Source organism: Mesorhizobium sp. RCAM 05099, from assembly GCF_059683685.1.
Map to the genome: position 1 here is coordinate 3,188,818 of NZ_CM185035.1, position 24,607 is coordinate 3,213,424.

28 protein-coding genes and 1 pseudogene are annotated in these 24,607 nt (G+C 62.6%); 10 read left to right on the forward strand and 19 right to left on the reverse strand.

Features of this window, described 5'->3' with window-relative positions:
- Positions 1-173 precede the first annotated feature (173 nt).
- From AC56QQ_RS15655 to AC56QQ_RS15690, 8 genes and pseudogenes are all read right to left on the reverse strand, one after another.
- Positions 174-359 (reverse strand): hypothetical protein, encoded by a 186-nt coding sequence (locus AC56QQ_RS15655; RefSeq protein WP_091575661.1) that lies wholly within the window; start codon positions 357-359, stop codon positions 174-176.
- Positions 360-548: 189 nt separating this feature from the next.
- The gene (locus tag AC56QQ_RS15660) at positions 549-2,618 is read right to left on the reverse strand and encodes an ASKHA domain-containing protein (RefSeq protein WP_497128411.1); all 2,070 of its coding nucleotides are present in this window, start codon (positions 2,616-2,618) and stop codon (positions 549-551) included.
- Between the two features lie 10 nt (positions 2,619-2,628).
- Positions 2,629-3,602, reverse strand: a pseudogene (locus AC56QQ_RS15665) (methyltetrahydrofolate cobalamin methyltransferase).
- Positions 3,603-3,682: 80 nt separating this feature from the next.
- Positions 3,683-4,774, reverse strand: a complete 1,092-nt coding sequence (locus AC56QQ_RS15670; RefSeq protein WP_497128413.1) for a methylenetetrahydrofolate reductase — start codon at positions 4,772-4,774, stop codon at positions 3,683-3,685.
- Complete coding sequence (locus AC56QQ_RS15675; protein WP_497128415.1) at positions 4,771-5,376, reverse strand: methylenetetrahydrofolate reductase C-terminal domain-containing protein; 606 nt, start codon at positions 5,374-5,376, stop codon at positions 4,771-4,773. The genes AC56QQ_RS15670 and AC56QQ_RS15675 overlap by 4 nt, the downstream gene beginning before the upstream one ends.
- Entirely contained in the window at positions 5,369-5,671 is a 303-nt protein-coding gene (locus AC56QQ_RS15680) for a virulence factor (protein WP_489861930.1), read from the reverse strand. Before AC56QQ_RS15680 ends, AC56QQ_RS15675 begins: the two co-directional genes overlap by 8 nt.
- Before the next feature lie 204 nt (positions 5,672-5,875).
- The gene (locus AC56QQ_RS15685; RefSeq protein WP_497128417.1) at positions 5,876-6,649 is read right to left on the reverse strand and encodes a formyl transferase; all 774 of its coding nucleotides are present in this window, start codon (positions 6,647-6,649) and stop codon (positions 5,876-5,878) included.
- 106 nt (positions 6,650-6,755) lie between these two features.
- Positions 6,756-7,331 (reverse strand): DUF4893 domain-containing protein, encoded by a 576-nt coding sequence (locus AC56QQ_RS15690; protein ID WP_497128419.1) that lies wholly within the window; start codon positions 7,329-7,331, stop codon positions 6,756-6,758.
- Positions 7,332-7,453: 122 nt separating this feature from the next.
- Here AC56QQ_RS15690 and AC56QQ_RS15695 point away from each other — a divergent pair, with 122 nt between their 5' ends.
- Entirely contained in the window at positions 7,454-8,377 is a 924-nt protein-coding gene (locus tag AC56QQ_RS15695; RefSeq protein WP_497128421.1) for an NAD-dependent epimerase/dehydratase family protein, read from the forward strand.
- A gap of 8 nt (positions 8,378-8,385) precedes the next feature.
- Here AC56QQ_RS15695 and AC56QQ_RS15700 read toward each other — a convergent pair whose 3' ends face one another.
- Positions 8,386-9,015 (reverse strand): DUF1638 domain-containing protein, encoded by a 630-nt coding sequence (locus AC56QQ_RS15700; protein ID WP_497128423.1) that lies wholly within the window; start codon positions 9,013-9,015, stop codon positions 8,386-8,388.
- A 65-nt stretch (positions 9,016-9,080) separates the two neighbouring features.
- Between AC56QQ_RS15700 and AC56QQ_RS15705 the strand changes: the two genes are divergently transcribed.
- On the forward strand, positions 9,081-9,236 hold the full coding sequence (locus AC56QQ_RS15705) for an entericidin domain-containing protein (RefSeq protein ID WP_256751310.1): 156 nt from the start codon (positions 9,081-9,083) through the stop codon (positions 9,234-9,236).
- A gap of 74 nt (positions 9,237-9,310) precedes the next feature.
- On the opposite strand, the gene AC56QQ_RS15710 is transcribed toward AC56QQ_RS15705, so the two are convergent.
- Complete coding sequence (locus AC56QQ_RS15710) at positions 9,311-10,009, reverse strand: corrinoid protein (protein WP_091575474.1); 699 nt, start codon at positions 10,007-10,009, stop codon at positions 9,311-9,313.
- 290 nt (positions 10,010-10,299) lie between these two features.
- Here AC56QQ_RS15710 and AC56QQ_RS15715 point away from each other — a divergent pair, with 290 nt between their 5' ends.
- Positions 10,300-11,874: a trimethylamine methyltransferase family protein gene (locus AC56QQ_RS15715; RefSeq protein ID WP_497128425.1), complete on the forward strand. Its 1,575-nt coding sequence runs from the start codon at positions 10,300-10,302 to the stop codon at positions 11,872-11,874.
- Positions 11,875-11,911: 37 nt separating this feature from the next.
- On the opposite strand, the gene AC56QQ_RS15720 is transcribed toward AC56QQ_RS15715, so the two are convergent.
- Positions 11,912-12,388 (reverse strand): hypothetical protein, encoded by a 477-nt coding sequence (locus tag AC56QQ_RS15720; protein WP_497128427.1) that lies wholly within the window; start codon positions 12,386-12,388, stop codon positions 11,912-11,914.
- Positions 12,389-12,449: 61 nt separating this feature from the next.
- Between AC56QQ_RS15720 and AC56QQ_RS15725 the strand changes: the two genes are divergently transcribed.
- The 3 genes from AC56QQ_RS15725 to AC56QQ_RS15735 all read left to right on the forward strand — a co-directional run bounded on the left by AC56QQ_RS15725 (position 12,450) and on the right by AC56QQ_RS15735 (position 15,293).
- Complete coding sequence (locus tag AC56QQ_RS15725; protein ID WP_497129023.1) at positions 12,450-13,160, forward strand: hypothetical protein; 711 nt, start codon at positions 12,450-12,452, stop codon at positions 13,158-13,160.
- A gap of 106 nt (positions 13,161-13,266) precedes the next feature.
- Complete coding sequence (locus AC56QQ_RS15730; protein WP_497128429.1) at positions 13,267-14,004, forward strand: dienelactone hydrolase family protein; 738 nt, start codon at positions 13,267-13,269, stop codon at positions 14,002-14,004.
- A 110-nt stretch (positions 14,005-14,114) separates the two neighbouring features.
- Complete coding sequence (locus AC56QQ_RS15735) at positions 14,115-15,293, forward strand: BaiN/RdsA family NAD(P)/FAD-dependent oxidoreductase (RefSeq protein ID WP_497129025.1); 1,179 nt, start codon at positions 14,115-14,117, stop codon at positions 15,291-15,293.
- Between the two features lie 60 nt (positions 15,294-15,353).
- Here the strand turns inward: AC56QQ_RS15735 and AC56QQ_RS15740 are convergent, their stop codons facing one another.
- From AC56QQ_RS15740 to AC56QQ_RS15765, 6 genes are all read right to left on the reverse strand, one after another.
- Complete coding sequence (locus AC56QQ_RS15740; protein ID WP_497128431.1) at positions 15,354-15,761, reverse strand: DUF1801 domain-containing protein; 408 nt, start codon at positions 15,759-15,761, stop codon at positions 15,354-15,356.
- Between the two features lie 47 nt (positions 15,762-15,808).
- Entirely contained in the window at positions 15,809-16,201 is a 393-nt protein-coding gene (locus AC56QQ_RS15745; RefSeq protein WP_497128433.1) for a VOC family protein, read from the reverse strand.
- A gap of 144 nt (positions 16,202-16,345) precedes the next feature.
- Positions 16,346-16,804, reverse strand: coding sequence for a DUF1801 domain-containing protein (locus AC56QQ_RS15750; protein ID WP_497128436.1), 459 nt, complete (start codon positions 16,802-16,804; stop codon positions 16,346-16,348).
- Positions 16,805-16,806: 2 nt separating this feature from the next.
- On the reverse strand, positions 16,807-17,028 hold the full coding sequence (locus AC56QQ_RS15755; protein ID WP_269907863.1) for a hypothetical protein: 222 nt from the start codon (positions 17,026-17,028) through the stop codon (positions 16,807-16,809).
- 57 nt (positions 17,029-17,085) lie between these two features.
- The gene (locus tag AC56QQ_RS15760) at positions 17,086-17,496 is read right to left on the reverse strand and encodes an SRPBCC family protein (protein WP_489861918.1); all 411 of its coding nucleotides are present in this window, start codon (positions 17,494-17,496) and stop codon (positions 17,086-17,088) included.
- Positions 17,493-17,816, reverse strand: coding sequence for an ArsR/SmtB family transcription factor (locus AC56QQ_RS15765; protein ID WP_497128438.1), 324 nt, complete (start codon positions 17,814-17,816; stop codon positions 17,493-17,495). Before AC56QQ_RS15765 ends, AC56QQ_RS15760 begins: the two co-directional genes overlap by 4 nt.
- A gap of 169 nt (positions 17,817-17,985) precedes the next feature.
- Here AC56QQ_RS15765 and AC56QQ_RS15770 point away from each other — a divergent pair, with 169 nt between their 5' ends.
- The 3 genes from AC56QQ_RS15770 (at position 17,986) to AC56QQ_RS15780 (ending at position 21,524) form a co-directional block, all read left to right on the forward strand.
- Entirely contained in the window at positions 17,986-18,546 is a 561-nt protein-coding gene (locus AC56QQ_RS15770) for an RNA polymerase sigma factor (protein ID WP_256750674.1), read from the forward strand.
- Between the two features lie 2 nt (positions 18,547-18,548).
- Positions 18,549-20,663 (forward strand): vWA domain-containing protein, encoded by a 2,115-nt coding sequence (locus AC56QQ_RS15775; protein ID WP_497128440.1) that lies wholly within the window; start codon positions 18,549-18,551, stop codon positions 20,661-20,663.
- 165 nt (positions 20,664-20,828) lie between these two features.
- On the forward strand, positions 20,829-21,524 hold the full coding sequence (locus AC56QQ_RS15780) for a glutamine amidotransferase-related protein (RefSeq protein ID WP_497128442.1): 696 nt from the start codon (positions 20,829-20,831) through the stop codon (positions 21,522-21,524).
- Between the two features lie 577 nt (positions 21,525-22,101).
- On the opposite strand, the gene AC56QQ_RS15785 is transcribed toward AC56QQ_RS15780, so the two are convergent.
- On the reverse strand, positions 22,102-23,133 hold the full coding sequence (locus AC56QQ_RS15785) for an IS110 family RNA-guided transposase (RefSeq protein ID WP_497123285.1): 1,032 nt from the start codon (positions 23,131-23,133) through the stop codon (positions 22,102-22,104).
- Between the two features lie 154 nt (positions 23,134-23,287).
- Between AC56QQ_RS15785 and AC56QQ_RS15790 the strand changes: the two genes are divergently transcribed.
- On the forward strand, positions 23,288-23,557 hold the full coding sequence (locus AC56QQ_RS15790) for a hypothetical protein (protein WP_497128444.1): 270 nt from the start codon (positions 23,288-23,290) through the stop codon (positions 23,555-23,557).
- Between the two features lie 18 nt (positions 23,558-23,575).
- Here the strand turns inward: AC56QQ_RS15790 and bmt are convergent, their stop codons facing one another.
- On the reverse strand, positions 23,576-24,598 hold the full coding sequence (bmt, locus tag AC56QQ_RS15795; protein ID WP_497128446.1) for a betaine--homocysteine S-methyltransferase: 1,023 nt from the start codon (positions 24,596-24,598) through the stop codon (positions 23,576-23,578).
- Positions 24,599-24,607: the final 9 nt, after the last annotated feature.

Sequence of the window (24,607 nt, forward strand, 5' to 3'; positions counted from 1 at the left end):
GTACCTTGGCCCGAAATGTCAAGTTTTACGCTCTGTCCACACGCGGGTGTGATCCGAGCCGCAGGGTCAACGGCGCGGCAGGAGTGCCGCGCGCAGCCTATTGCTGGTGGCCGCCGGGGGTGTGCGAGATCCCCGGCGGGCGCCGAGCAGTTTGCATTTGTCGGCGAATGTCATCAGCGCGGCGTACCCAGAAGCAGCGCGGTGAGCGCGGCCTGCGGGTCGCTGGGCGGCGATGCCGGCCAGCCGATGTCCTTCTGGACATGCGCCGGCAGGTTGTTCATGGCCCGGATCGACTTCTTCCTGTCATGGGCAATCTTGATGGCCACACCATAGCGGCCGAGGCTTTCGAACATCGACATTTTGGTTTCCTCCGGAAGGTCACTACAGCGGGAAGACATTTCCGGCCGGCCCTTCGATGGCGGCTTAAATGCACCGCGCATGTATCGGATGGATTTCGCGAAAACAGCGGTTCGGTTTCCGGATCCGTGCGATCCGGAAACATTTGCATGCAAATGAAATGAGGGCGCGGCTTGCCCGCGAACGTCAGGTTACTCCCGGCCGCGCCGGGCCGCGTGGCCTTCGCGCGAACGCCGGCGCGGGGCGGCGTCGCCCGCAATGCCATCCTCGCTGACTGTCTTGCGTGGCGGCAGTTTCACCGCCGCCGACAGTTTCGGGAACGGATCGACCTTGTTCGGCAGCGCCATGGCGTAGACGAAATGCTCCTGGAATTTCGGTTCCAGCGCCGTCTCGATCTTTTCGATCTTGCTGACCGTGTCCTCGATCTCGCGGCGATAGCCGCGATTGAGCAGCGCCATGCGCGCACCTGCGCCGGCGGCGTTGCCGACAGCCGACACCTTGTCGAGGTCGCAATCGGGGATCAGGCCCAGCACCATGGCGTATTTCGGATCGATGAAGGAGCCAAAGGCGCCGGCGAAATGGATGCGGTCGACATGGTCCGTATGCTGCTTCTCCATCAACAGCTTGGTGCCGGCATAGAGCGCTGCCTTGGCAAGCTGGATGGCGCGCACGTCGGTCTGGGTAATGGTGATCTTCGGCTCACCTTCCTTCAGCACATAGGAGAAGGTGCGGCCGTTGGCGGTAACGCGCGGCGAGCGGGCGGATAGCCCGCCGTCGATGACACCGTCCTCGGAGATGATGCCGGCGAGATACATTTCCGCCACCACCTCGATGATGCCGGAGCCGCAGATGCCGGTGACACCGGTTGCCTGCACGCTGTCGAGGAAGCCCGGCTCGTCGGACCACAGTTCGGAGCCGATGACGCGGTATTTCGGCTCCAGCGTGTCGGGATCGATGCGCACGCGCTCGATGGCGCCGGGCGCCGCGCGCTGTCCGCCGGAGATTTCCGCGCCCTCGAAGGCCGGCCCGGTGGGAGACGAAGCAGCCACGACCCGCGCACGATTGCCAAGCACGATCTCGGCATTGGTGCCGACGTCGACGATCAGCATCATCTCGTCCTGGCGATGCGGGCCTTCCGACAGCGTCACCGCTGCCGCATCGGCGCCGACATGGCCGGCGATGCAAGGCAGCATGTAGAGCCTGGCGCCCTGGTTGAGCTTGAGGCCGATATCGGATGCCTTGATGTGCACCGCGCCGGAGACGGCCAGTGCGAAGGGCGCGCCCCCGAGCTCGGTCGGGTCGATGCCGAGGAACAGATGGTGCATGATCGGATTGCCGACGAAGACGGAATCCAGGATGTCGTTGCGCTGAACATTGCCCTCGGCGCAAACCTTGTCGACCAGACCCGAGATCGCCTCGCGCACGGCGACCGTCATGCCTTCGCGGCCATCCGGGTTCATCATCACATAGGAGACGCGGCTCATCAGATCCTCGCCGAAGCGGATCTGCGGGTTCGATGTGCCGGACGAGGCGGCGACGCGACCCGACAGCAGCGACACCAGATGCATGGCTATGGTGGTCGAGCCGATGTCGCAGGCCAGGCCATAGGCCTCGTTCTTGAGCCCAGGCCATAGCGCAACGACGCGCGCGGTCTCGGTGTCGGCATCCTTGTAGATGGCGGCGGTCGCGGTCCAGTTGCCCTTGCGCAAGATGCCTTGCACCTGCGGCAGCAGATGAAAATCGAAATCGAGGCTTTTCAGACCCCAGTCGTGCATCAGCGCGATCTTCAGCCGGTCGAGATCGCCGAGCGGCTTGTGCATGTCGGGTTCTTCGATTTCGACATAGCACATGCGAATCGCCGCATCGCGGGCAATCACCCTGGTGTCGGCATCCTTGCGGATGGTTTGCGCATTGATGACCGTATCCTGCGGCACATCGATGACGAGATCGCCGAGGATCTGCGCCGAGCAGGAGAGGCGGCGCCGTTCAGGCAGGCCGCGGACGCGCTCATAGCGCTCTTCCTTGGGCCCCTTGGGCGTGATGTGGTCGTTGGAGGAGACGATCTTGTGCTTGGCGAAATTGCCTTCCTGCACTTCGATCTGGCAGCGCCCGCAAGTGGCGCGTCCCCCGCAGACGCTTTCGACATAGACGCCGAGTTGGCGCGCGGCATCGAGCACCGGCGTGCCGACTGGAAACCGCCCGCGCTTGCCAGACGGCATGAACAGCACGAGCGGATCGGTGATGTTGGCGGGTGAATTCACGATTGCGCGCTTATCCCCGACCCATCCGGGCCTCACGGCCGCCACGGCGACGACCGCCGTTGCTGGCGCCATCGCCCGGCGCATTGACTTGCGTCGGTGCGGCAACCGCCTGGCCGCCTTCGGCCGGCTTGTAGTCCTTGTAGGTCCTGATCCAGTTGGTGCAGTTCTCGTCGGTGCCGTTGAGCACATTGGCGCCGCGCACGGCTTCCATTTCCTGCGGGCGCACCGGGTTCATGATGGCCGATGTCATGCCGGCGCCGATCACCATCGGGATGAAGGCGGCGTTGATGCCATGGCGGTGCGGCAGGCCGAAGGAGATGTTGGACAGGCCGCAAGTGGTGTTGACCTTCAGCTCCTCACGCAGGCGGCGCAGCAGCGCGAACACCGGCGGCCGGCATCGCCCAGCGCGCCGATCGGCATGACCAGCGGGTCGACGACGACATCATGCGCGGGAATGCCGAAATCGGCGCAGCGCTGCACGATCTTCTTGGCGACCGCGAAGCGAACGTCCGGATCCATGGAAATGCCGGTCTCGTCGTTGGAAATGGCGACGACCGGCACGTTGTATTTCTTGACCAGCGGCAGGATGGCTTCGAGCTTTTCTTCCTCGCCGGTGACGGAGTTGACCAGCGGGCGGCCCTTGGCGACCTTCAGCGCCGCCTCGATCGCGGCGGTCACGGAACTGTCGATCGACAGCGGCAGGTCGACCAGCCCCTGCACGATCTCCAGCGTCTGCACCAAAAGGCCAGGCTCGGTCTCATTCGGGTTGACCGAGGTGACGCCGGCGTTGACGTCGAGCATGGTGGCGCCACAGGCTGCCTGCTCAAGCGCGTCCCGGATCACCGTCTCGAAATTGCCCGCGATCATCTCCGCGGCCAGTTTCTTGCGGCCGGTCGGGTTGATGCGCTCGCCGATCACGCAGAAGGGCTGGTCGAAGCCGATGATGATTTCTCGTGTCGCCGAGGCGACGATGGTACGGGTCATGAATTTTCTCCGCCGTGATATAAAGAGTTCTTTATATCGTTATCTGATTTCGATCAAGCGAATGGTGACCGTTTGCGCCATCAATGCGCGGTCTTCACCATGTCCACCTGGGTTTCGGTAATCTCATCGTGCAGTATGTGGTCGAGCCGGTCGGCGACGAGCTGATCGTCGCGGCGGATTTCGCGTTTCCAGGGCTGGCGGCCCTTGAGCACGCCCGATTCATCGACGATCTCGGCAACATATTCCTCCTGGCGATAGGCCATCACATGGACGCCGGAAACGCCGGGGATTTCCTTGACCTCGTTGATGATGTCGATGCAGAGCTGCTTGCCTTCCTTCTTCTGGTCCTGGGCGCCTTCCAGTCGCTTGATGACCGAATCGGGGATGTGGATGCCCGGCACGTTCGAGCGGATCCATTTGGCCGTCTTGGCCGAGGCCAGCGGGCCGACGCCGCACAGGATGAAGCACTGTTCGGTGTAGCCGAGGTCGCGGACCTTCTGCATGTAGGCGCGGAACATCGGCACGTCGAAACAGTACTGGCTCTGCACGAATTGCGCGCCGGAGGCGATCTTCTTGCCCAGGCGATGCGGGCGGAAGTCGATGGGCGGCGCGAACGGGTTGATCGCCGCGCCGAGGAAAAGCTGCGGCGGCGTCGTCAGCTTGCGGCCGGACAGGAACTTGCCGTTGTCGCGCATGATGCGGCAGGTCTCGAGCAGCGACATGCAGTCGAGGTCGAAAACCGGCTTGGCGCCGGGCTGGTCGCCGGCCTGCACGCCGTCGCCGGTAAGGCACAGCATGTTGGCGACGCCCATCGCCGCGCCACCCAGCACGTCGCCCTGGATGGCGATGCGGTTCTTGTCGCGGCAGGCGATCTGCATGATCGGCGCGTAGCCCATGCGGGTCAGCAGCGCGCAGATGCCGACCGACGACATGTGGCAGTTGGCGCCCGACGCATCGACGGCGTTGATGGCGTCGACCCAGCCGTCGAAGATCCCGGCACGGTTGTAGACGTCTTCCGGGTCGGCACTGTCGGGTGGGTTGAGTTCCGTCGTCACCGCGAACTCGCCACGCCGAAGCACGCGCTCCAGACGGCCGCGCGAGGTGTGGCCGGGCAGGGGATCGAGCGGCAGATGGATGCCGGCCGGGTTTTCGTCGCGCTGGCCTCCGATCATGCCGATGCCCCGGTCTTGGTGGCGGCTTCGCGCGCGGCGGCCGCCTGCGCGGTGACCCGCAGCCAGGCCGAGGTTTCACGCAACGACTGGTCGACAGGCTTCTGCACGGTCAGGATCCTGTCGCCATGCACCATGTTCTGGGAGCCTTCCCAGGCCTTGACCCAGACGCATGGCATGTCGGGCTCGACCTCGCAATTGCCGTTGGCGCGTACGCCGCCGCAAGGGCCGTTGCGCAATTGCTTGGGGCAGTTCATCGGGCACGACATGCCAGTCGAGGAGAGAATGCACTGGCCGCACATGCGGCAGTCGAACATGAAACCCTTGACGCGCTTTTCGACGAATTTGATCGGCCCCTCGACCCTGCTATAGCCGATGCCTTTCCACAAGGGATGCAACAGCAGGAACGTGTCGGCGAATTTGGCATAGAACCACTCGAGCAGCTTCGAGTGCCGCACCGACCAGAGCCGCACCGCGAAGGAACGCTGAACGCGCCGCTGCGGCGACACATCGGCCGGCTTGTAGTCGGATTTCGGGGCTACCTTCTTGTTCAGAGTGGCCTGCGTAACTGTCGGGCCATCCTTGGCAGGGGCGGTTTCAGACATTTTCTTTCCCGCCGGCTTTGACGAGAGCGACCAGCCGGTCGCGGTCGTATTTCGTGTCGAGGTCCTGAAAGGCCTTTTCGACCTCGGCTTCGAGGTCGTCACCGACAGGAACAGGATCGGCCTTGCGCCACTCGGCCAGATAGTCGTCGGTGCCGCCGGCGCCGGTGCGCATGGCGCACATGTCGATCGCCTCGGTGAAGCGCAGCGGCAGTTCGCGCTTGGCGTTCTGCCGGCCCTTCTTGACGATGACCTGGGCGGGGATGTCGCGCCAGTAGACGACGATCAGATCGGCCATGAATTCTCACTCCTAGAAGGATCGAGCATTGCCGCATGTGCTGTGGTGCTGCTTGTTATGGGACGACGCGCGCGCATTCAAAAGCGACGCATTTGGATGTCGTAAAATGAAAGGCGCGTTTATTCGTTTGCGGCTTGTGCCGGCGGCGGATTCGACGCGCCAGGAAAACCGGCGCCCGGCCTCGGGTTTCGGGCGCAAAACGCGTCACCAGATGCCGGTTCTCAGGCCTGTCCAGAGATAGAACCAGATCGTCGGATGATACCATTGTCGCGATGGCAGGCCCGGGTCGATGGTGGCGAGTTTCCCGGCCAGTACGTCGCTGACCGCCTCGACGCAGATCCCGCGCGAGAAGGCCGCCTGCCGCAGCGCGTAGCTCGAAATACTGTCGCCGCGCTCAGGCTTGCCGCGCGCCTGCCGCAGCACGCCGCCGGTGTCGACGCCGGCATCGACCAGCAGCACGGTGGTGCCAAAATTCTCCGCGTCATCGCTCACCAGCGCCCAGTAGCCGCCGTTCATGCCGCGATATTTGGGCGTGATTCCGGCGTGATAATTGATGACGGGGCAAGGGATTTTCGACAACGTTTCCCGCGTCAGCATGCGGCAACCGGCGAGAAACACGACGCCCGGCTTGAGCCCTGCGATTGCCTCCAGGCATTCCGGCGAATTCGCCGAGGCAACGTGGATGATCGACTGGCCCGGCCTCGGTTCGGTCTGCAGCTTCTGCTCAGCGATCATCCGCGCGGCATGGCCGGCGAAGAAGCGCTTTCCCAGACGCGTCAGCACCATCGTGCCCAATTGGCCAATGACAGAAATCCAGCCTTGGCGGCGGGCGCGCCTGAGTAGCAATTGTTTTTTTGATTCAGGGGTTTCGAGGATGACGCTGACAGACCCCAACCGATCGGCGATGGCGTTGACGATCGCCCAGATGTGCGGCCCGCCCTCGGTGACGACCACAATATTGGATTTCGGGGGTTCCATGGTTCGCGACGCACCGCTGAACAAGATGCGGCCTGTACCGGCCTTGGCTGGCCGGATGCTAGGGCGTCCGGGTTAATCCTTGATGATCAGGCCTTCGATGGCCGGATCAGCGCTTGAATTCGATGATATCGAGCTTGGATTCGTAGTAGGGCGCGGGAAATTCAATACGCCATTCCTTGGCGCTGTTGCGGAAGGTGTAGCCGACCTGGTCGGTTTGCGGGCCACTGCCATAGGGCTTTGCCGGATCATTGTTGACGTAGGCTGAGCCGAGATAGATCGCGCGTTTCTCGCCGTCGTCGAAGAAGCGGCCCTTGGTGCGCTGCGAGCCGCTGATCTTTTCCAGCCGCCAGCCGGAACCGTCATCTGTCACCTTGCATTTGAACCACCCGTAGATGACGAGCGGGGGAAGTCCGCCGGCCTTGATGGTGCGGCATTGCCAGTTGCCGGTCAGATCCTTGTCGGAGAAAGACACCAGCGGCTTCGCCAGCAAGGCATCGAGCTGCTTGACCTCGGCGGGGTTGCCCGCTCTGGCCTCGGCAAGAGCCGCCTTGCGCGTCTCGCCATATTTGTCGAGCCGTGCCTTGTCGGCGGCGGTGATGAGTTTCTGCACCTCACCGTCGGCGAGCGCGGGCAGGGTGCAGCAGAGCACGCCGACAAGGGCGAAAAGCGGGCGAAGGGTCATGGCAGGCCTCCCTGTTGATGTCCGGAGCAGCGCCGCCGCTCATCTGGCGCACAACTTACCGGGTCGCAGGCGCCTGTCATCCGTGCTTAACAGCGTCACGGTCAAAAATCATGGTGTGCCGAATGCGAATCTTGCTCACAGGGTCGTCGGGTTGGCTGGGCAGCGCGCTGGCGCCCCGCCTGCGAGAGCTTGGTCACGATGTCACCGGCCTCGATCCCGTGCCATCGGTGGAGACCCACATTGTCGGTTCGATCGCGGATCGCGACCTTGTCATGCGCACGGTCCGCAACAGCCGGATCGACGCGATCATCCACAGTGGCGCGTTGCACAAGCCGAACATCGAGAACCGCGCCTACAGCGATTTCGTCGCCATCAATGTGCAAGGCACGCTCAACCTTCTCGATGCGGCGGTGGTGGCCGGCGTACAGCGCTTCGTCTTCACCTCGACGACCTCGCTGATGATTTCGCAAGCGATACGCGACGGATTGACGGGCGGTGCCCGCAAGGCGGCCTGGCTGACGGAGGAGATGTCGCCCGAGCCGCGCAACATCTACGGCGTCACCAAGCTCTCGGCCGAGCATCTCTGCCGCCTCTATCACATCCAGCATGGGCTGTCGGTGGTGGTGTTGCGCACGGCCCGCTTCTTTCCCGAAGCCGATGACATGGCGCATGCGATCGAGCAGTCGGACGCCAACACCAAGGCCAATGAATTGCTGTTCCGCCGGTTGACGGTGGAGGACGCGGCCGATGCCCACATCCTTGCTCTCGAAGAAGCGCCGCGGCTCGGTTTCGATACTTTCATCGTCTGCGCGCCAACGCCGTTCCGGCCTGATGACTGCGCGGCACTGATCGCCGACGCGCCATCGGTTGTCGCACTCTATTTTCCGGAATTTCCGGGGCTCTACGCGCGAAAAGGCTGGACGATGTTTTCCTCCATCGACCGCGTCTACGACGCGTCGCGGGCGAAGGACAGGCTGGGTTTCGTCTGCAAAACGAGCTTTGCCGATGTGCTTGCCGGGCTTGCGGGCGAGGAGGGCAGGGCCTAGTCCGCGCGTCAGGAATGCGTCGCGGCCTGCGCCATTCCGGCCGTCAGGTCGCCATAGCCGGTCGCGCGGCGTTCATAGACGAGGCCGAGCATTTTCGCGGCCTTTTCGGCGACCTTGTCGAGCTCCGGATCGTCGGTCTGGGCCAGATAGATCAGCTTCTCATAATTGCCAAAATAGTCCTTGATCAGCTCTGGGTGCTTGTCGAGCCCGAGCGGCTTCATGAAGAAGGCGTCGAACTGGCGGCACAGGAAGTCGGTCATATAGAAGGACATCATGTCGCCATCGGCGACCTTCGCATAGGCTTCCATGCCCTGATAGAAAGCGAAGCAATGCGGGCCGGCCATGCGCTCGACGCCATGCTTCTCGCAGATACGGTCGAGCAGGCCGCCGGTTCCGCAATCGGCATAGCCGACGAAGATGTGCTCGTAGCCCTCGGCCTTGGCCTTTTCGATGGCCTTGTCCATGGCCGGCGCGATGCGGTCCGGATAGAAATGAAACTCCGCCGGCAGGCAGGTCAATTCGAGGTGATCCAGCCCCAGCTGTTCCTTGACGGCCAATACCTCGCGCGCAATCATCCCGCAGGCGATGACGAGCAACCTGTCCGCTTCGGTCGATTTCCTATTTTGTGTCTTGGCCATGGAACCCAGCTAAGCCGGTTTTCGTTGCTGTGGGGCGAATCTACCGAGAGAGGGATAAACCGTCCATGAAAACACAGACATATGCAGTCATAGCGTTGCTCGCCAGCGTGTTGCTGGTTTCGGCATGCGCGAACACCATCCGTGGCGTCGGCAAGGATGCTGCCAATACGGTCAATGCTACACAGAATGCCGGCAAGAGAGTTGCCAACGCCGCTCAGTGAGCCGAATTTCCCTTGGCGAGGCATACATTGCCTCGCCTCAAGTGAGGCGGCCGCCATGATTGGCGGCCTTTTATTCAGGCCGAAGCGCGCACGTTGTGCTTGCGCTTCATGTAGTCCTTGGCGGTCTCGACCGCCACCGCGGCGTCGCGACAATAGGCGTCGGCGCCAACGGCCTTGCCGAATTCCTCGTTCAGCGGCGCGCCGCCGACCAGCACGACATAGTCGTCGCGGATGCCCTTTTCCTTCATCGTGTCGATGACGACCTTCATGTAGGGCATGGTCGTGGTCAGCAGGGCCGACATGCCGATGATGTCGGGCTGATGCTGCTCGATCGCATCGAGATATTTCTCGACCGCGTTGTTGATGCCGAGGTCGATGACGTCGAAGCCGGCGCCTTCCATCATCATGCCGACGAGGTTCTTGCCGATGTCGTGGATGTCGCCCTTGACGGTGCCGATCACCATCTTGCCCTGCTTGGGCGCGCCGGTGGCGGCCAGCAGCGGGCGCAGGATGAACATGCCGGCCTTCATGGCATTGGCCGAAAGCAGCACTTCCGGCACGAACAGAATGCCGTCACGAAAATCCTCGCCGACGATGCGCATGCCTTCAACCAGCGCCTCGGTCAGCACCTTGTAGGGCACCCAGCCGCGCTCGAGCAGGATCTGCGTGCCTTCCTCGATCTCTTCCTTCAGCCCGTCATAAAGATCGTCGTGCATCTGCTGCACCAACTCGTCGTCGGAAAGTTCGGAAAGGATGATCTCGTCGTCGGACATATGTATCGAGCTCCTGCCGGCATCGCGACCGTGTCGCAAAGCACAAAATATTCGCGTTCATACCTAACCCGCTAGGGGCATGCATCCATAGCTGATTTGCGACTTCCCGCAAAAGGAAAGCGACCGCAAATCTATTGGATTTCTTGTCGATTTTGCGACAGGCGTTGGCGCTGACGGGCCGTTTCGAATAGGGTGCATGGCTACGATCCGGCAAGCAGCGGCGATATGCGGCCGCAACGGTTCCGGACCTGTCCATATTCGGGCCAGGCGATACTCAGGGAAGAGCGATCATGAGCGAGCACGCGGCAGTCGACCAAGAGGCGTCAAACGCGCGGCGCGGACGCGGCGCGAGCGGTGGGGCTGCCGCACGGCGTGCGGCGCGTTCGGGCGGCGGTCCCGGCACCCAGCTCACCTACATCAAGCGCAAGATCAACGTCTACGAGGTGCTCGACGAGGAAGGCCTGGCGCTGATCGAGAAGAACACCGACACGGTGCTGGAAGAGATCGGCATCATCTTCCGCGACGATGCGGAAGCGCTGCAGCTGTGGAAAGAAGCCGGCGCCGACGTCAAGGGCGAGCGCGTGCATTTCCCCAAAGGCCTCTGCCGCTCGCTGCTCAAGACCGCGCCGTCCGTTTACACCCAGCATGCCCGTAATTCCGAACGCTCGGTGCAGATCGGCGGCAACGCCACTGTCTTCGCGCCGGTCTACGGCCCGCCCTTCGTGCGCGACCTCGATGGCGTCAGGCGCTACGCGACGATCGAGGATTTCCAGAATTTCGTGAAGCTCGCCTACATGGCGCCATCGATCCATCATTCCGGTGGCACGGTTTGCGAGCCGGTCGACGTGCCGGTCAACAAGCGCCATCTCGACATGATCTATTCGCACATAAAGTATTCGGACAAGCCGTTCATGGGGTCGGTGACGGCGCCGGAGCGCGCCGAGGATACGGTGGCGATGGCCAAGATCGTGTTCGGCGACGATTTCGTCGAAAACAACACTGTGCTGACCAGCCTGATCAACGCCAACTCGCCGATGGTGTTCGACGAGACCATGCTTGGCGCGCTGAAGGTCTATGCGCGCCACAACCAGGCCTGCATCGTCACGCCGTTCATCCTCGCCGGCGCGATGAGCCCGGTGACGGTTGCCGGCACGCTGACGCAGGTGCTGGCCGAGGTGCTGGCCGGCGCGTCGTTCACGCAGCTGATCCGCCCCGGTGCACCGGTGCTGTTCGGCACCTTTGCTTCCTCCATCTCGATGCAGTCGGGAGCGCCGACCTTCGGCACGCCGGAGCCGTCGCTGGTGTCCTATGGCGCGGCACAGCTTGCGCGTCGCCTCGGCCTGCCGTTCCGCACCGGCGGCTCGCTGTGCGCCTCGAAGATCCCGGATGCGCAGGCGGCTTACGAGAGCGCCAACACGCTGAACTCGACCATCCTGGCCGGCACCAATTTCGTCCTCCACTCGGCCGGCTGGCTCGAGGGTGGGCTGGCGTCCTGCTACGAAAAGTTCATGATGGACATCGACCAGCTCGGCATGACGCAGAAGTTCTCCGAAGGCGTCGACCTGTCGGAAAACGGCCAGGCGATGGACGCCATCCGCCAGGTCGGCCCGGGCAGCCACTATCTCGGCTGCGACCACACCCAGGCGAATTTCCAGACCGCTTTCTACCGTTCCAACATCGCCGACAACAATTCCTACGAGCAATGGCTGGCCGAGGGTGAGAAGACCGCGCCGCAGCGCGCCAACGAGCTCGCACGCCGCTGGCTGGAAAGCTACGAGGCGCCGCATCTCGACCCCGCCATCGACGAAGCGTTGAAGGACTTCATCGCCAAGAAGAAGGGGTCGATGCCCGACGCCTTCACCTGAAAGGAGCCCGAGTCAGGCGGGGCTAAAGTCGCCAACATCATCCACAAGGAAGTCTGGCGGAGTGCATTCTCCGATCCGGACAAGAAGGGATGATTCTTGCGCGGAGGCCGAAATGGCTCGAAGGAGTGCTTTCAAGGGTATCGCGAACGACGTGATCAGCTCGTTTGTAAGCCGCAACAACGACGTTGACGGATATTGGGGCATCGGGATGCTCCATTCGTCGGCGCGAGAAAATTCGACATCCAAAGTTAGAGTGGAATTGGCTGACGAGTCGTCTCCGGTTCCACAAGTCCTTGCTTCGCTTATAGAGCGGTATCGTTCCATGATCGAAGAGCAGGCTGCGGATAAAGGCTTGAGGTTTCGGGCGTGTTCGATTGAAGTCGAGTTCGATTTGCCTCGAAATAGCTCCGGCATTGATCTTTGCAGGGGTGACGAAAGCGCCTTCAGATGCTTGCTGACAATCGTCGATGATCGGGGAAAGGCTTGGAAACATATGATTTCCGGTTGTTCCCATCCCCACGATCCCGCCCGAGAGTCTCGTAGCAGCAGAGCTTCGTAGCGCTATCGTGTCCGACATGACGTCGCTTGGGCAACAATCGCAGAATGCTCGACGCCGTGTTGACGGCATTGGCGAGGCCTTGGCCCCTCATGGTCTCATTCTTCGCGGCGGCTTCGATTTCACAGCAAGTGATACGCCACCGTATGGTTTGTCGGGTGCGCACGCCAAATCCGTGCTGCTGGTGGGTCAGGCGGGGGCGGCGCCCTGGCCGCATTTCCTGGGCTGGCGAGAGCGGCAGCCGCAGACAATCGCCAATCCGTTGGACAACTGGTCGCGGCAGGTCATCGGCGCCGTGGCGGACACATTCGGGGCGAGGGCGGTTTCGCCCTCGGACAAGCCCTATTTGCCATTCCAGCAATGGGCGATGCGGGCGGAAGGGCTGAAGCCGTCGCCGCTCGGTATTCTCGTGCATCCGCAATACGGGCTTTGGCATGCCTATCGCGGCGCATTGCTGTTCGAGGACGAGATCGCGCTTCCAGAGCAGGCCGCGGCAATCCACCTTTGCGACGCCTGTGTCGAGAAACCTTGCCTGAAATCCTGTCCGGTCGATGCCTATTCCAGGGAAGGCTTCGCCTACCAGGCCTGCCTGGCGCATGTGCGTGGCGCGGACGGGGCGCCTTGCCGAGCCGGCGGCTGTCTCGACCGCAATGCCTGCCCTTACGGCGCGGACTATCGCTATCCCCCCGAGGTCCAGGCCTTCCATATGGCGGCATTCGCCGGTCTGTAACTCGTCACGCGACCTTGCACGAAATGTTGACTGCCAGGTTCAGGGAATGCCTTGCCCCGGCGGCTCGCGCGGATATGTATCGCCCAACCAGCGAACGGAGCGGGCGATGACGAGACAGGACCTCCAGATCAAGACCAATGACGGCACGGCAAAGGCCGGGCTGTTCCGCCCGTCAGTCGCGTCCCCGGCCAAGGCCGGCGTCATCCTCTACATGGACGCCTTCGGTCCGCGGCCGGCGCTCCATGGCATGGCCGAGCGGCTGGCGAACGTGGGCTATGCCGTGCTGGTGCCGGACCTGTTCTACCGCAATGCGCCCTACGGGCCGTTTGACGCCAAGACTGCCTTCGTCGAGGAGAAGACGAAGGCAGCACTGATGGCACTGGTCAGCGGCACCACGCAGGACATGACCATCCGCGACAGCGCCGCGTTCCTCGATGCGCTCGCCGGCGAAGGTGTCACCGGGCCGATCGGTACCGTCGGCTATTGCATGGGCGGCGCACGGTCACTGAACGCCGCCGCCAGCTATCCCGAGAGGATAGGGGCGACCGCGAGCTTCCATGGCGGCAATCTGGCCAGCGACGCCGCCGACAGCCCGCATCGCAAGGCAGCCTCGATCAAGGCGCGTCTCTATGTCGGCACGGCGGGTGTCGACAGGAGTTTCCCGCCGGAACAGTCGGCGCGACTGGCCGAGGCGCTGCGGGTTGCGGAAGTCGACCACACAATCGAGAACTATGTCGGCATGGCGCATGGCTGGTGCGTGCCGGACCACAGCGTCTTCGATGCGACCGGCGCCGAGCGCCACTGGAAGCGGTTGACGACGCTCTTCGCCGAGACGCTGAGCTAGAGCCCTTCGTTCGGCTGTTCTTGTCTGTTGGCTGTCCGGCCTGTTCGCGGTATCAGGCAGCATAAGTGGCGCGCCCCAGAATGAGTGGGTCGAGCGGGAACGACTGGCTGATGCAATCCTATGATGTCGTGATCATCGGCGCCGGTGCCGCCGGAATGATGTGCGCCGCGGAGGCGGCCAAGCGCGGCCGTTCGGTGCTGATCCTCGATCACGCCGCGATGCCTGGCGAAAAGATCCGGATCTCGGGCGGTGGCCGGTGCAACTTCACCAACATCCACGCCAGCCCCAAGAATTTTCTGTCGGCGAATCCGCATTTCTGCATTTCGGCGCTCAGCCGCTATACGCAGCGCGACTTCATCGCGCTCGTCGAACGCCACCGCATCGCCTATCACGAGAAGACGCTGGGGCAACTGTTCTGCGACGGTTCCGCGCGCCAGATCATCGACATGCTGGTCTCGGAAATGCAGGGCAGGGGCGCGGAGCTGGTACTGTCGACCGAGGTGACGGATGTCCGCAAAACCCTGGAAGGGTTCGTGCTCACTCTCTCCACCGGCACGGTCGCTTGTCAGTCCCTGGTCGTGGCGTGCGGCGGCAAGTCGATCCCCAAGATGGGGGCGACGGGCTTTGGCTATGAGCTTGCCGAACGGTTTGGCCTTGCCGTTGTCGAAACACGGCCGGCGCTGGTGCCGCTGACCTTCGACGCAAAAACGCTCGAACGGCTGGCGCCGTTGGCCGGCAATGCCGTCGACGCGGAAGTCGCTTGCGGCAAGGCGCGGTTTTCCGAAGCGATGCTGTTCACGCATCGCGGCGTCAGCGGACCATCCATCCTGCAAATCTCGTCCTATTGGCGCGAGGGCGACGAAATCCGTATCGCCATGCTGCCGGGGGTGGATGTGGCTGACCTCATTCGCGCCGCCAAGCACGGCAATGGGCGTCAGGCGGTGCAGACGGTGGTGGCAAATCACCTGCCGAAACGGCTTGCACAATCAATCGCCGAGCGCACCGGGATCGACGGCAATCTTGCCGATCTTTCGGACGCCCAGATCAGAACCGTCGCCGCAGCAGTCAATGACTGGCGCATCAAGCCGGCCGGTTCGGAGGGCTACCGCACCGCCGAAGTGACGCTTGGCGGGGTGGACACCAACGGGCTTGACCAGAAGACAATGCAGGCGAAATCCGTGCCGGGCCTGTTCTTCATCGGCGAAGCCGTCGATGTCACGGGTTGGCTGGGTGGCTATAATTTCCAGTGGGCGTGGTCGTCGGGCTGGGTGGCGGGGCAGGCGGCGTAAGGTCAAAAGCGTCCACCTTGGCCGGCTTGTCTTTCGCCTTATCGCGCGCCTGATATCTCGTTACTCCTGAGCCTTCGCTCGAGTAGAGGCGGGCGCTTTCTTCTTCGTTTTGGCCTTGTTGTAATCGATGGCGGCACGGACGAGCTGTTTCAGAGCACTCTCATCGATCTTGTCACCCTCGAAGAGATCGATCGCTCGCCACACCTTGCCGCCAAAGCCGTTGTTGAACAGCTTGTCGGGATCGGGCAGGCTGGCGCCGTGGGAAAAAGTGAGCTTCACCTTGTCCTTGTGGGCGTTGCCGATCGCGACGATCCCGTCGCGGGACCATACCGGGCTGCCCATCCACTTCCACTCCTCGATCATCTCCGGGTCGGCTTCAAGGACGGTCTTGCGGACGCTGGCGAGCGTCTTGCCGCGCCAGTCCGTCAGTCCTGCAATCAATTGGTCGATCTGTTCCGATGGAGTCATTGGGCACCTCGAATTCCTGTGTCTCGCCGCGTTTCAATTGCCGCCCATCACCAGCGCGCCAGCTGGGTGATTTGAACGAGGTTGCCGCAGGTGTCGTTCAACTGGGCGATGGTTGAGCCGGTCACCTCGGTCGGCGGCTTGGTGAAGGTGGCACCGTTCGCCTTGATGCGCTCGTAGTCGCCCTTGATGTCGTCGGTGAAGAACATGACCGCCGGCTGGCCCTGCTTGAAGATGGCTTCCTGATAGGCTTTGGCGGCCGGGTTGTCATTGAGTGCGAGCTGCAGCTCTGTTCCATCGGGATCATCGGGGGAGGTCACGGTCAGCCAGCGATAGGGCCCGTTGCTGAAATCGGCCTTCTTAGTGAAGCCCAGCACGTCGGTGTAGAAGCGCAGTGCGTTTTCCTGGTTGTCCACATGGATGGTTGTCAGCTTGATCTTCATCGATATTCCTCCTTTGTCGCGTTCGGTGCCGCCCTGTGTGGGGTCGGGCTTTGAACCGTGTCGTCAGGCTTTCAACCGGTCCGCGCCAGCATCCGCATCAGACCGCGATGCGCTTGGCGTCCGATAGGGCTGTTCCTGCAGTCGCTACGGAATCCAGCCGGGCAGGGCGGCCGCCTGCTTTACCCAAGCCGCCATTTGCGCCTCGTCGAACTCGTCGCCTTCGCGGATGTCGATCCAGCGCGCGTCCTTGCTTTTCACCGTGCCGCCGGGCGGAACCGGCCGCAGCGACATGCCGCTGAAGAAGGTCACCTTCACGTAGTGGGCAAAGACATGGAACGTCGTGAACCAGCCCTGGCCCTCGATGCCGTAGAACGGTGAGTTCCATCTTACCGCCTTGCGCAGGTCAGGCACGTTCCGCTCGATGAGCGCGTCGAGGCACTCGCCCAGGCCGCGCTTCCAGCCCGGCATTGCGGCGATATGCGCCTGCACCGGAGCGTTGCCGTCGCCCTTGGCGATTTGCGGGTTGCCGCCCGAGAGCAGGACCGGTGCGGCCTTGGCCGCGACCTTGGTCGATTGCCCTTGCGTCCTGGCCACTCCGCCCATTCTTATCCGCTTGCTCGCTGCGCGCCGCGTCCCTTGGCGACATACGGCAGCACGAACATGTACAAGCCGCTGAACAGCAGCAAGAAGAGCGGTAAGAGCGGCGAGTAGACCACCCAGGCGGGAGGCTGCCCCAATGCCATGGCGACGAAGTTGGCGATGACGGTCAGCGTAAAGATGATCGACAGCCAGCGATGAATTTGCCGAACCCAATAGTTCCAGTCCAATGAGACCTCCCGTCAAAACGAGCCGAAGCGGACCAGCGATCCGCCTGCCGGCGAGTTTCAATCTATCCGCGCCAGGACCTCTTCCAGGGCTGCGAGGAACTTCGGCCATCCGACCGTGGCGCCACGGTAGTAGGGCTGCTGATCCGACCGGAAGCCGGTTTGCTCCATGCGCAGGTGGGTTCCCGTGCTCGTAGCCGTGAGCGTCCAGGTGACCACGCTCTCGAGATCCTTGGTGTCCCAGGTGTAGGACAGCGTCTTGTTGGGCTCGACCGTCTGGACCTGACAGTCGACGCCGCCCCAGTCCGCGCTAAGATTGAAACGGTGGTCCACGACTGGCTTGAAGTTGTTCTTCATGAGCCACTCCTCGATCAGGTGCGGTTGGGTGAGCGCGCGCCAGATCTTTTCCGGCGGATACGGTATCTCACGTTCGACAATGACGGAGCGCGTTTCGGTCGCAGTGTTGGTCATTGGTCCATTCTTTTGAGCAGATTTTCGAGGTCGTCGAACCGGCTCTGCCAGAACGCGTTCATCTGGTTCGTCCAGTCGGTCAGCGGCGCCAGCGCGGCGAGCTGGGCGCTGTAATGGGTCTGGCGTCCCTCATGGCGGTCGCGCACCAGGCCGGCTTGCCTGAGAAGGCCGAGATGCTTTGACACCGCCGGCTGCGAGACCCCGGACTGCGCAGTCAGGGCTCCGACTGTCTGCTCGCCCTCCCGGCACAGGCGCTCGAAGATCGCCCGGCGCGTGGGATCGGCGAGCGTTCTGAAGAGCGTGTCGTGCGCGTTCGTCATTTGGGATCGATAACTCTCTGGCTATTGATCGACGTATAACCGTTGAGATATGTATGAGTCAAGCGGGAAGGTGTTCCGGGGCGTCGATGGTCAGGATCCCGGCTGTTTCCAAAAAAATCTTTCCATCGCCCCAAGGAATCACCATTAGCCTTCGTCCAACAGGCAAATGATGGCGATGATGCTGGATGAGAGCGAAGCCTCCGACGCCGAACTGATCGGGCGGGCGAAGGGCGGAGACAGGGGGGCCTTCGGCAAATTGCTGGAGCGTCACTACGACTTCGTCTATCGCGCCGCCTATCGTTGGTGCGGCAAGAAGGCGGATGCCGAGGACATCGCCCAGGAAGTCTGCGTCCGGCTTGGCCGGGCGATTCGTGACTATCGTGGCGGCGGCGCTTTCACGACATGGCTTTACTCCGTGACCTTGAACGCCGCGCGCGACATGATGCGCAAGTCCGCCCGCGACATGGCCAAGACCGAGGCCTACGGCGTTCATGCGCTGATTTCTGGCGAAGCTTCAGCCGAACCGGAAGACCCGGCCGAGGCGCTGTGGGCGGCGGTGCGGCAATTGCCGGACAAGCAGCGCGACGCCGTGCTGCTTGTCTATGGCGAGGGCCTGAGCCACGCAGCCGCCGCCGAGGCGATGGCGATCTCGGAGACGACGGTTTCCTGGCACATCCATGAAGCGAAGAAACGGCTGAAGACGCTGATGCGCTCGGCCGGGGAAGTGTGACCATGGTCGACGACAACGAACTCAGCAGACTGCGCGACATCGCGGCGCCGGCACCTGCCCAGGATGCCAAGGCGCGCGCTTTCGAAGCCGCGCTGCGCGCTTTCGATCAGGAAAATATTTCGACAGTTACCCAAGGATCGGTTGGCGGTCTTCGTCTCACAGAGCGAGCACAAAAGCTCTGGAGCGAGATCATGCAAAAGAAACTTTTCGCCACGCCGGCCATTGCCGGGCTCGTTGCCCTGCCGATCGCCGGATACGCCACCTTCCATCTGCTGAGGGAACAGCCGCCCAAATTCGGCGGCGACGAGAAGATCACCGAGACGCTGGCCGACAAGCCCGCGACCATCAAGCCGACAACCGCCGAACCGAAGCCGGCTCCCACCGAACTGGCGAAGGACAAGAAGGCCGACACGGATGTGGAAAGCCGCGACGCTGCCGACGCGCTGCTTGCCCCAGCTTCGCCGCCGAAAGCCGATGCTCCGGCGAAAATCAACGAAACAGAATACGGCACTTTGCAGACCAATAAGCAGGCGCCCACGCCTGCCCCGACTGGTGGGTTTGCGCTCGATGGCGCGACAAGTGCGCCCAGCACGTCGCGGGTCGCCCGCATGCCGGCTGCCGAGTCCAAGCTGATGGCGCCGCAGCAGCCGGCCATGGCGCCGGCCGATCAGGTTGTCCGCCAAGAGGAAAACCGCGACCGCGTCCAGGATTTCAAGACCAATCCGGTGCATGCCGCGCTCGAGGATCCGGTCTCGACCTTCTCGATCGATGTCGACACCGCTTCCTATTCCTTCGTGCGCCGTTCGCTGAAGGAGGGGTTCGTGCCGCAGGCCGACACGGTCCGCGTCGAGGAGATGATCAACTACTTCCCCTATGACTGGAAGGGGCCGGATTCCGCTTCGACGCCGTTCAACTCGACGGTCAGCGTCATGCCGACGCCGTGGAACACGCACACCAGGCTGATGCACGTCGCCATCAAGGGGTTCGATATCAAGCCGACCGAGCAGCCCAAGGCCAATCTGGTCTTCCTGATCGATGTCTCGGGCTCCATGGATGAACCCGACAAGCTGCCGCTGCTCAAATCGGCATTCCGGCTGTTGGTGAGCAAGTTGAAGGCCGACGACACGATCTCGATCGTCACCTATGCCGGTGACGCCGGCACCGTGCTGATGCCGACCAAGGTTGCCGAGAAGGACAAGATCCTCAACGCCATCGACAATTTGCAACCTGGTGGCTCGACCGCCGGCGAGGCCGGCATCAAGGAGGCCTACAGGCTTGCCCAGCAGTCCTTCGTCAAGGACGGCGTCAACCGGGTGATGCTGGCCACCGATGGCGATTTCAATGTCGGACAGACCGACGATGACGACCTGAAGCGGCTGATCGAGAGCGAGCGCAAGACCGGTGTCTTCCTGTCGGTGTTCGGCTTCGGCCGCGGCAATCTGAACGACCAGATGATGCAAACAATCGCCCAGAACGGCAATGGCACCGCGGCCTATATCGACACGCTGGCCGAGGCGGAAAAAGTGCTGGTCGAGGATGCCTCCTCGACGCTGTTCACCATCGCTAAGGACGTGAAGATCCAGGTCGAGTTCAATCCGAACAAGGTCTCGGAATATCGCCTGATCGGCTACGAGACGAGGGCGTTGAACCGCGAGGATTTCAACAATGACCGCGTCGATGCCGGTGAGATCGGTTCCGGCCACTCGGTCACCGCGATCTACGAAATCACGCCCAAGGGCAGCGGCGGCGAGCAGATCGATCCGCTGCGCTACGGCCAGGCGGCGGTGAACAATGGCGGCGTCGCCAATGCGGACGAATATGCCTTCGTCAAGATCCGCTACAAGCTGCCGAACGAGGACATCTCGAAGCTGATCACCACGCCGGTGACGTCAGCCAACGAGGTGGCGTCCTTCGACCAGGCCAGCACCGACCAGCGGTTCTCGGTTGCTGTCGCGGCCTTCGGCCAGAAGCTGCGCGACGAGGATGCGACCGCGAAGTTCGGTTACGACAAGATCATGGAGATCGCCACTGCCGCTCGAGGAGCCGACCCGTTTGGGTACAGGTCCGAGTTCCTCTCGCTTGTGCGCCTTGCCTCGGCGCTGGGCGGTAATCGGTAGTGGTGATGACGGCCGGTTTCTTTCAGATGGGATCGTTCTGATAGGGGAAACCGACCCACGGGCGGGTGAGGCAGGCCGGCGAGGGATTCATTCCCTTGCCGGCCTTTTTTTCGTTGCAACGCGGCCTGCCGTCACTCATTCATCGGCAAGATGAAAGGCACAGCCATGACGAGACGTGTTGTTCTGGTGCGGCACAGCGACGAGCCGGCGGACGACCGTGTTTTCGCCTATCTCCGGCAAAACGGCTATGAGCCGGTCTTGCGTCGGGCCTATGCCGGAGAGGCGCTGGATGCGGACGACGCTGTCGCGGGCGGCGTGGTCTATGGCGGCATGTACAACGTCTACGATACAGCGCTGCATCCATTCTTGCTGGACGAATACCGGTTTATCGACTTCTGCATGAAGTCCGATATTCCGTTGCTCGGTATCTGCCAAGGTGCGCAGCAGATTGCGTGGCATCGCGGTGCGCATGTTGGCCCGCCAGCGACCGGCATGCATGAATTCGGCTATTATCCACTCTATCCGGCCGTGGGCGCCGAAGATTTCCTGCCTGCGTCGATCCATGTGACACAATCCCATTGGCATGGCTTTGAACTGCCGGACGGCGCCGAGCACCTCGCCTCGAGCGCCCTGTTTCCCAATCAGGCTTTCCGCATCGGCGACAAGGTCTACGGACTGCAATTCCATGCGGAGGTCACGCCGACCGGTTTTGAGCGCGTGCAAAATCGTCCGGGCGCGAACTATGGCAAGCCGGGTGCACAGACGCGTGAGGAACAGGATCGGCTCATGAGCCTGCACGACGCCGCGCAAGCTGCCTGGTTCCACGGCTTCTTGCGGAAGCTTTTTCCTCCGTTGATTTAGCCGCATCCACGCCGGTGCTCGCGGCGGGATAGCTGGTTTCGTTCGACGATCGCAGCCAGGGGGTGGTCCATACGCCGAGCGTGCGCATCGAACGCCTTGCGCGCTCGTTTTCCGAATCGAGGTCAGAAAAAAATCGTTGCCGACGTTCGCTGACGCGGCCCTGTGGGTTCCGGGGTTATGCGCAGGATCGTTAAATTGCACGGTTTTTCCGGAACTGGATCGCAATTCCTGCTTGCTATGCAATAGCTCATGGTTGTCTAATCGCTCTCATCTGGTCAACTCCATTTCTAGTCGGGCGATGGATTGCACCGCCGCAGGTTGGAACGAAGAATGGGCATGCCCGCAGTGGCCGCTTTCGCGCGAGTCATAGGCGAGTGCCGGGAGCAGGGTTGTCTCCGCGATCGGCATTTGGCCGTCGCATTATGGGTCTTCGCAGGCGAGGCCTTCCTGTGTTTGCGCCGCAGTCTCCGGAGAGCTGCAATCACGAGAACGGAATGGTCTGACCCACGTCCCGGCAGGGACGCCTCGGCGCGCTAGAATGACGACGCGCTGAGAGTGTAGAGCTGGGTTGCCTAGGCTAGGCGCTGGCCCCAGCCGATCGGTTGAAAGCTTCTCCTGACTTAAGCATCGCGTGCATGATGACTGACAGTTTACGCGCCACCGCGATCGCTGCGCGCTTGAAGCCCAGGCGCTCACGTAGCTGGAGTCCCCAGGTCTTGAGGCTGCTCTCGTTCTTGGCGCCGGTTCGGGTGAGGATCACCAGCGCTGCTTCATAGAGCAAGCTGCGCAGGCGTTTGTCACCTCGTCGTGAGATGTGGCCGTCATAGTCGACCTCACCGGACTGGTAACGCCGTGTGGTCAGGCCCAGCCAAGCGCCCACCGCGCGTGACTTGCGGAAATTGTCGGGGTCCTCAATCGCTGCGACATAGGAAATAGCCGTCACCGCACCAATGCCGGGGACGGTCATCAGCAACTGAGCCCGCTGACTTTTGCGCACCGTCGCAAGTAGCTGACGATCGAGATCGGCCGCGCGCTTGCGAACGTCGCGCCAGGCTTCGAGCAGCGGCAGCATGATCCGAGCCAGACCTTCTTCGCCGTCCAGAAGGTTCCGGACATTGTTTTCGAACGCGCCTCCTTTGCCCCGCGGAACGATGAGCCCAAACGTCTTCATTGTTCCGCGTATCTGGTTGCCAAGTTGCGTCGAGATGAGGATGAATTGATTGCGTGCCGCCACCAGCGTGCGGATCAACATCGTGTCGTACGACTTGACTCGGACCGCTTTGAAGAAGCCCGCTTCGGCAAGCCGGGCTAACCCATCCGCGTCATTGGCATCGGTCTTGTTGAGCGTTTCGCTCAGCACCTTCTGCGCATGGCGCGCTTCGATGCAGATCGCAGGCAGACCTTTAGCCGCCAACGTGTGATAGAACCAAGTTGCCAATGGCCCAGTCTCGAAGACGACGCGGCTGGCGTGCGGTGCATGCTTGCGGATCACTTGCGCCAGTATCTGAGGGTCAGAAGGACATTTTCCACGCCAAATCCGCTCACCATCCTGGCGGATCGAAATTGCGGTGTCCTTCAAGGAAACATCAAGGCCGACATACTGCTCCATGGTTGCTCTCCGTCCGATATTTGGGCCCGGCGCCAATCGTGAGCCCGCTTCCGATTCTATCGAGGAGCAACCGCCTTCACCATCCGCCGTCCCGACGGAATAGATCGTGAGTCGCGCCGCGATTAGCCCATGTTTGGGCTTGAGGGGGCCGGAATTGCTGATCAGGAATGTTGCGAGCCCGACGCCGAATACAAGGGGCATATCGGCTGCCTCGTCCGCGCCGTCCGAGGAAACCAGGCGTATCAGCGACGATGTCGCCGCTGCCCACAGCACCGCCATGTCGGCGCTGAACAACGACCGCTTTCGCGTCATGCTGGAGCAGATCACCGACCCGAGCGCTTCTGGCGCGCTGATGACGATGCGCAGCGATGCGGGCACCGACTTCAAGTCGGCGCAGTCGAGCTACGCCGATAACAGCGAATAATCGAAGAGACGAATCGCGTCAGGCCCGGCCGCGGCGACGCTCGCGACGGGCTTCGCTGGTCTCGGCGGTGTTTTCCGTCGCCACCTTGTTGCGCATCGGACCGATGCGCTCGACAATCGCGGCTACAGTCGGGCGATCCGCCTTGGTGTGCGCGTCGAGCGCCTTGCGCATGGCGGCAAGGTGCTGGAACGAGGTGCCGCAGCAGCCGCCGACAATTTTCGCGCCGGCATCGACGGCAAGGCGCACATAGTCGGCCATCAGTTCCGGCGTGCCGGAATAATGGATCTCGGTGCCGCGAAATTCGGGGATGCCGCAATTGCCCTTGACGATCACTGTCGCCTGCGGCCTCGCCTTGGTCATGTCGAGCAGCGAAGCGAGGATGTCGGACGCGCCGACACCGCAATTGGCGCCGACGCCAAGCGGCGCTTCGGAAAGGCCATCGACGACTCCGTGGATGTCCTTCGGCAGCAGCCCCATCATGGTGCGGCCGGCGGTGTCGAAGGACCCGGTGTAGGTGTAGGGCAGGCCGACGCGTATGGCGGCTTCGGCGGCGGCACGGATCTCGTCGGGGGCCGACATGGTCTCGATCCAGGCGACTTCGGCGCCGCCGGCCTTGAGACCCTCGATCTGTTCGGCGAAGGCGTCGACCGCCTCGTCATAGGTCATGGCACCAAGCGGCACCAGCAACTCGCCGGTCGGGCCGACCGAGCCGGCGACGATCACCTTGCGGCCGGCCTTGTCGGCAACGGCGCGGGCGATTTCGGCGGCGCGCTTGTTGAGCGCGTGCACGCGATCCTGCGCATGATGCAGCTTCAGCCGGTGACGGGTGCCGCCGAAGGAATTGGTGAGGATGATATCGGCGCCGGCATCGACGAAATTCTGATGCAGGCTGGTGATGGTGTCGGGCGCCGTCTCGTTCAGCAACTCGGGGGCCTCGCCGGCCTCCAGCCCCATGGCGAACAGGTTGGTGCCGGTGGCGCCATCGGCCAGCAGCACGCCCTTTTCAGCCAGCAGCGCATCGATCGGGTTGGTGGTCGTCATCGGATTGGC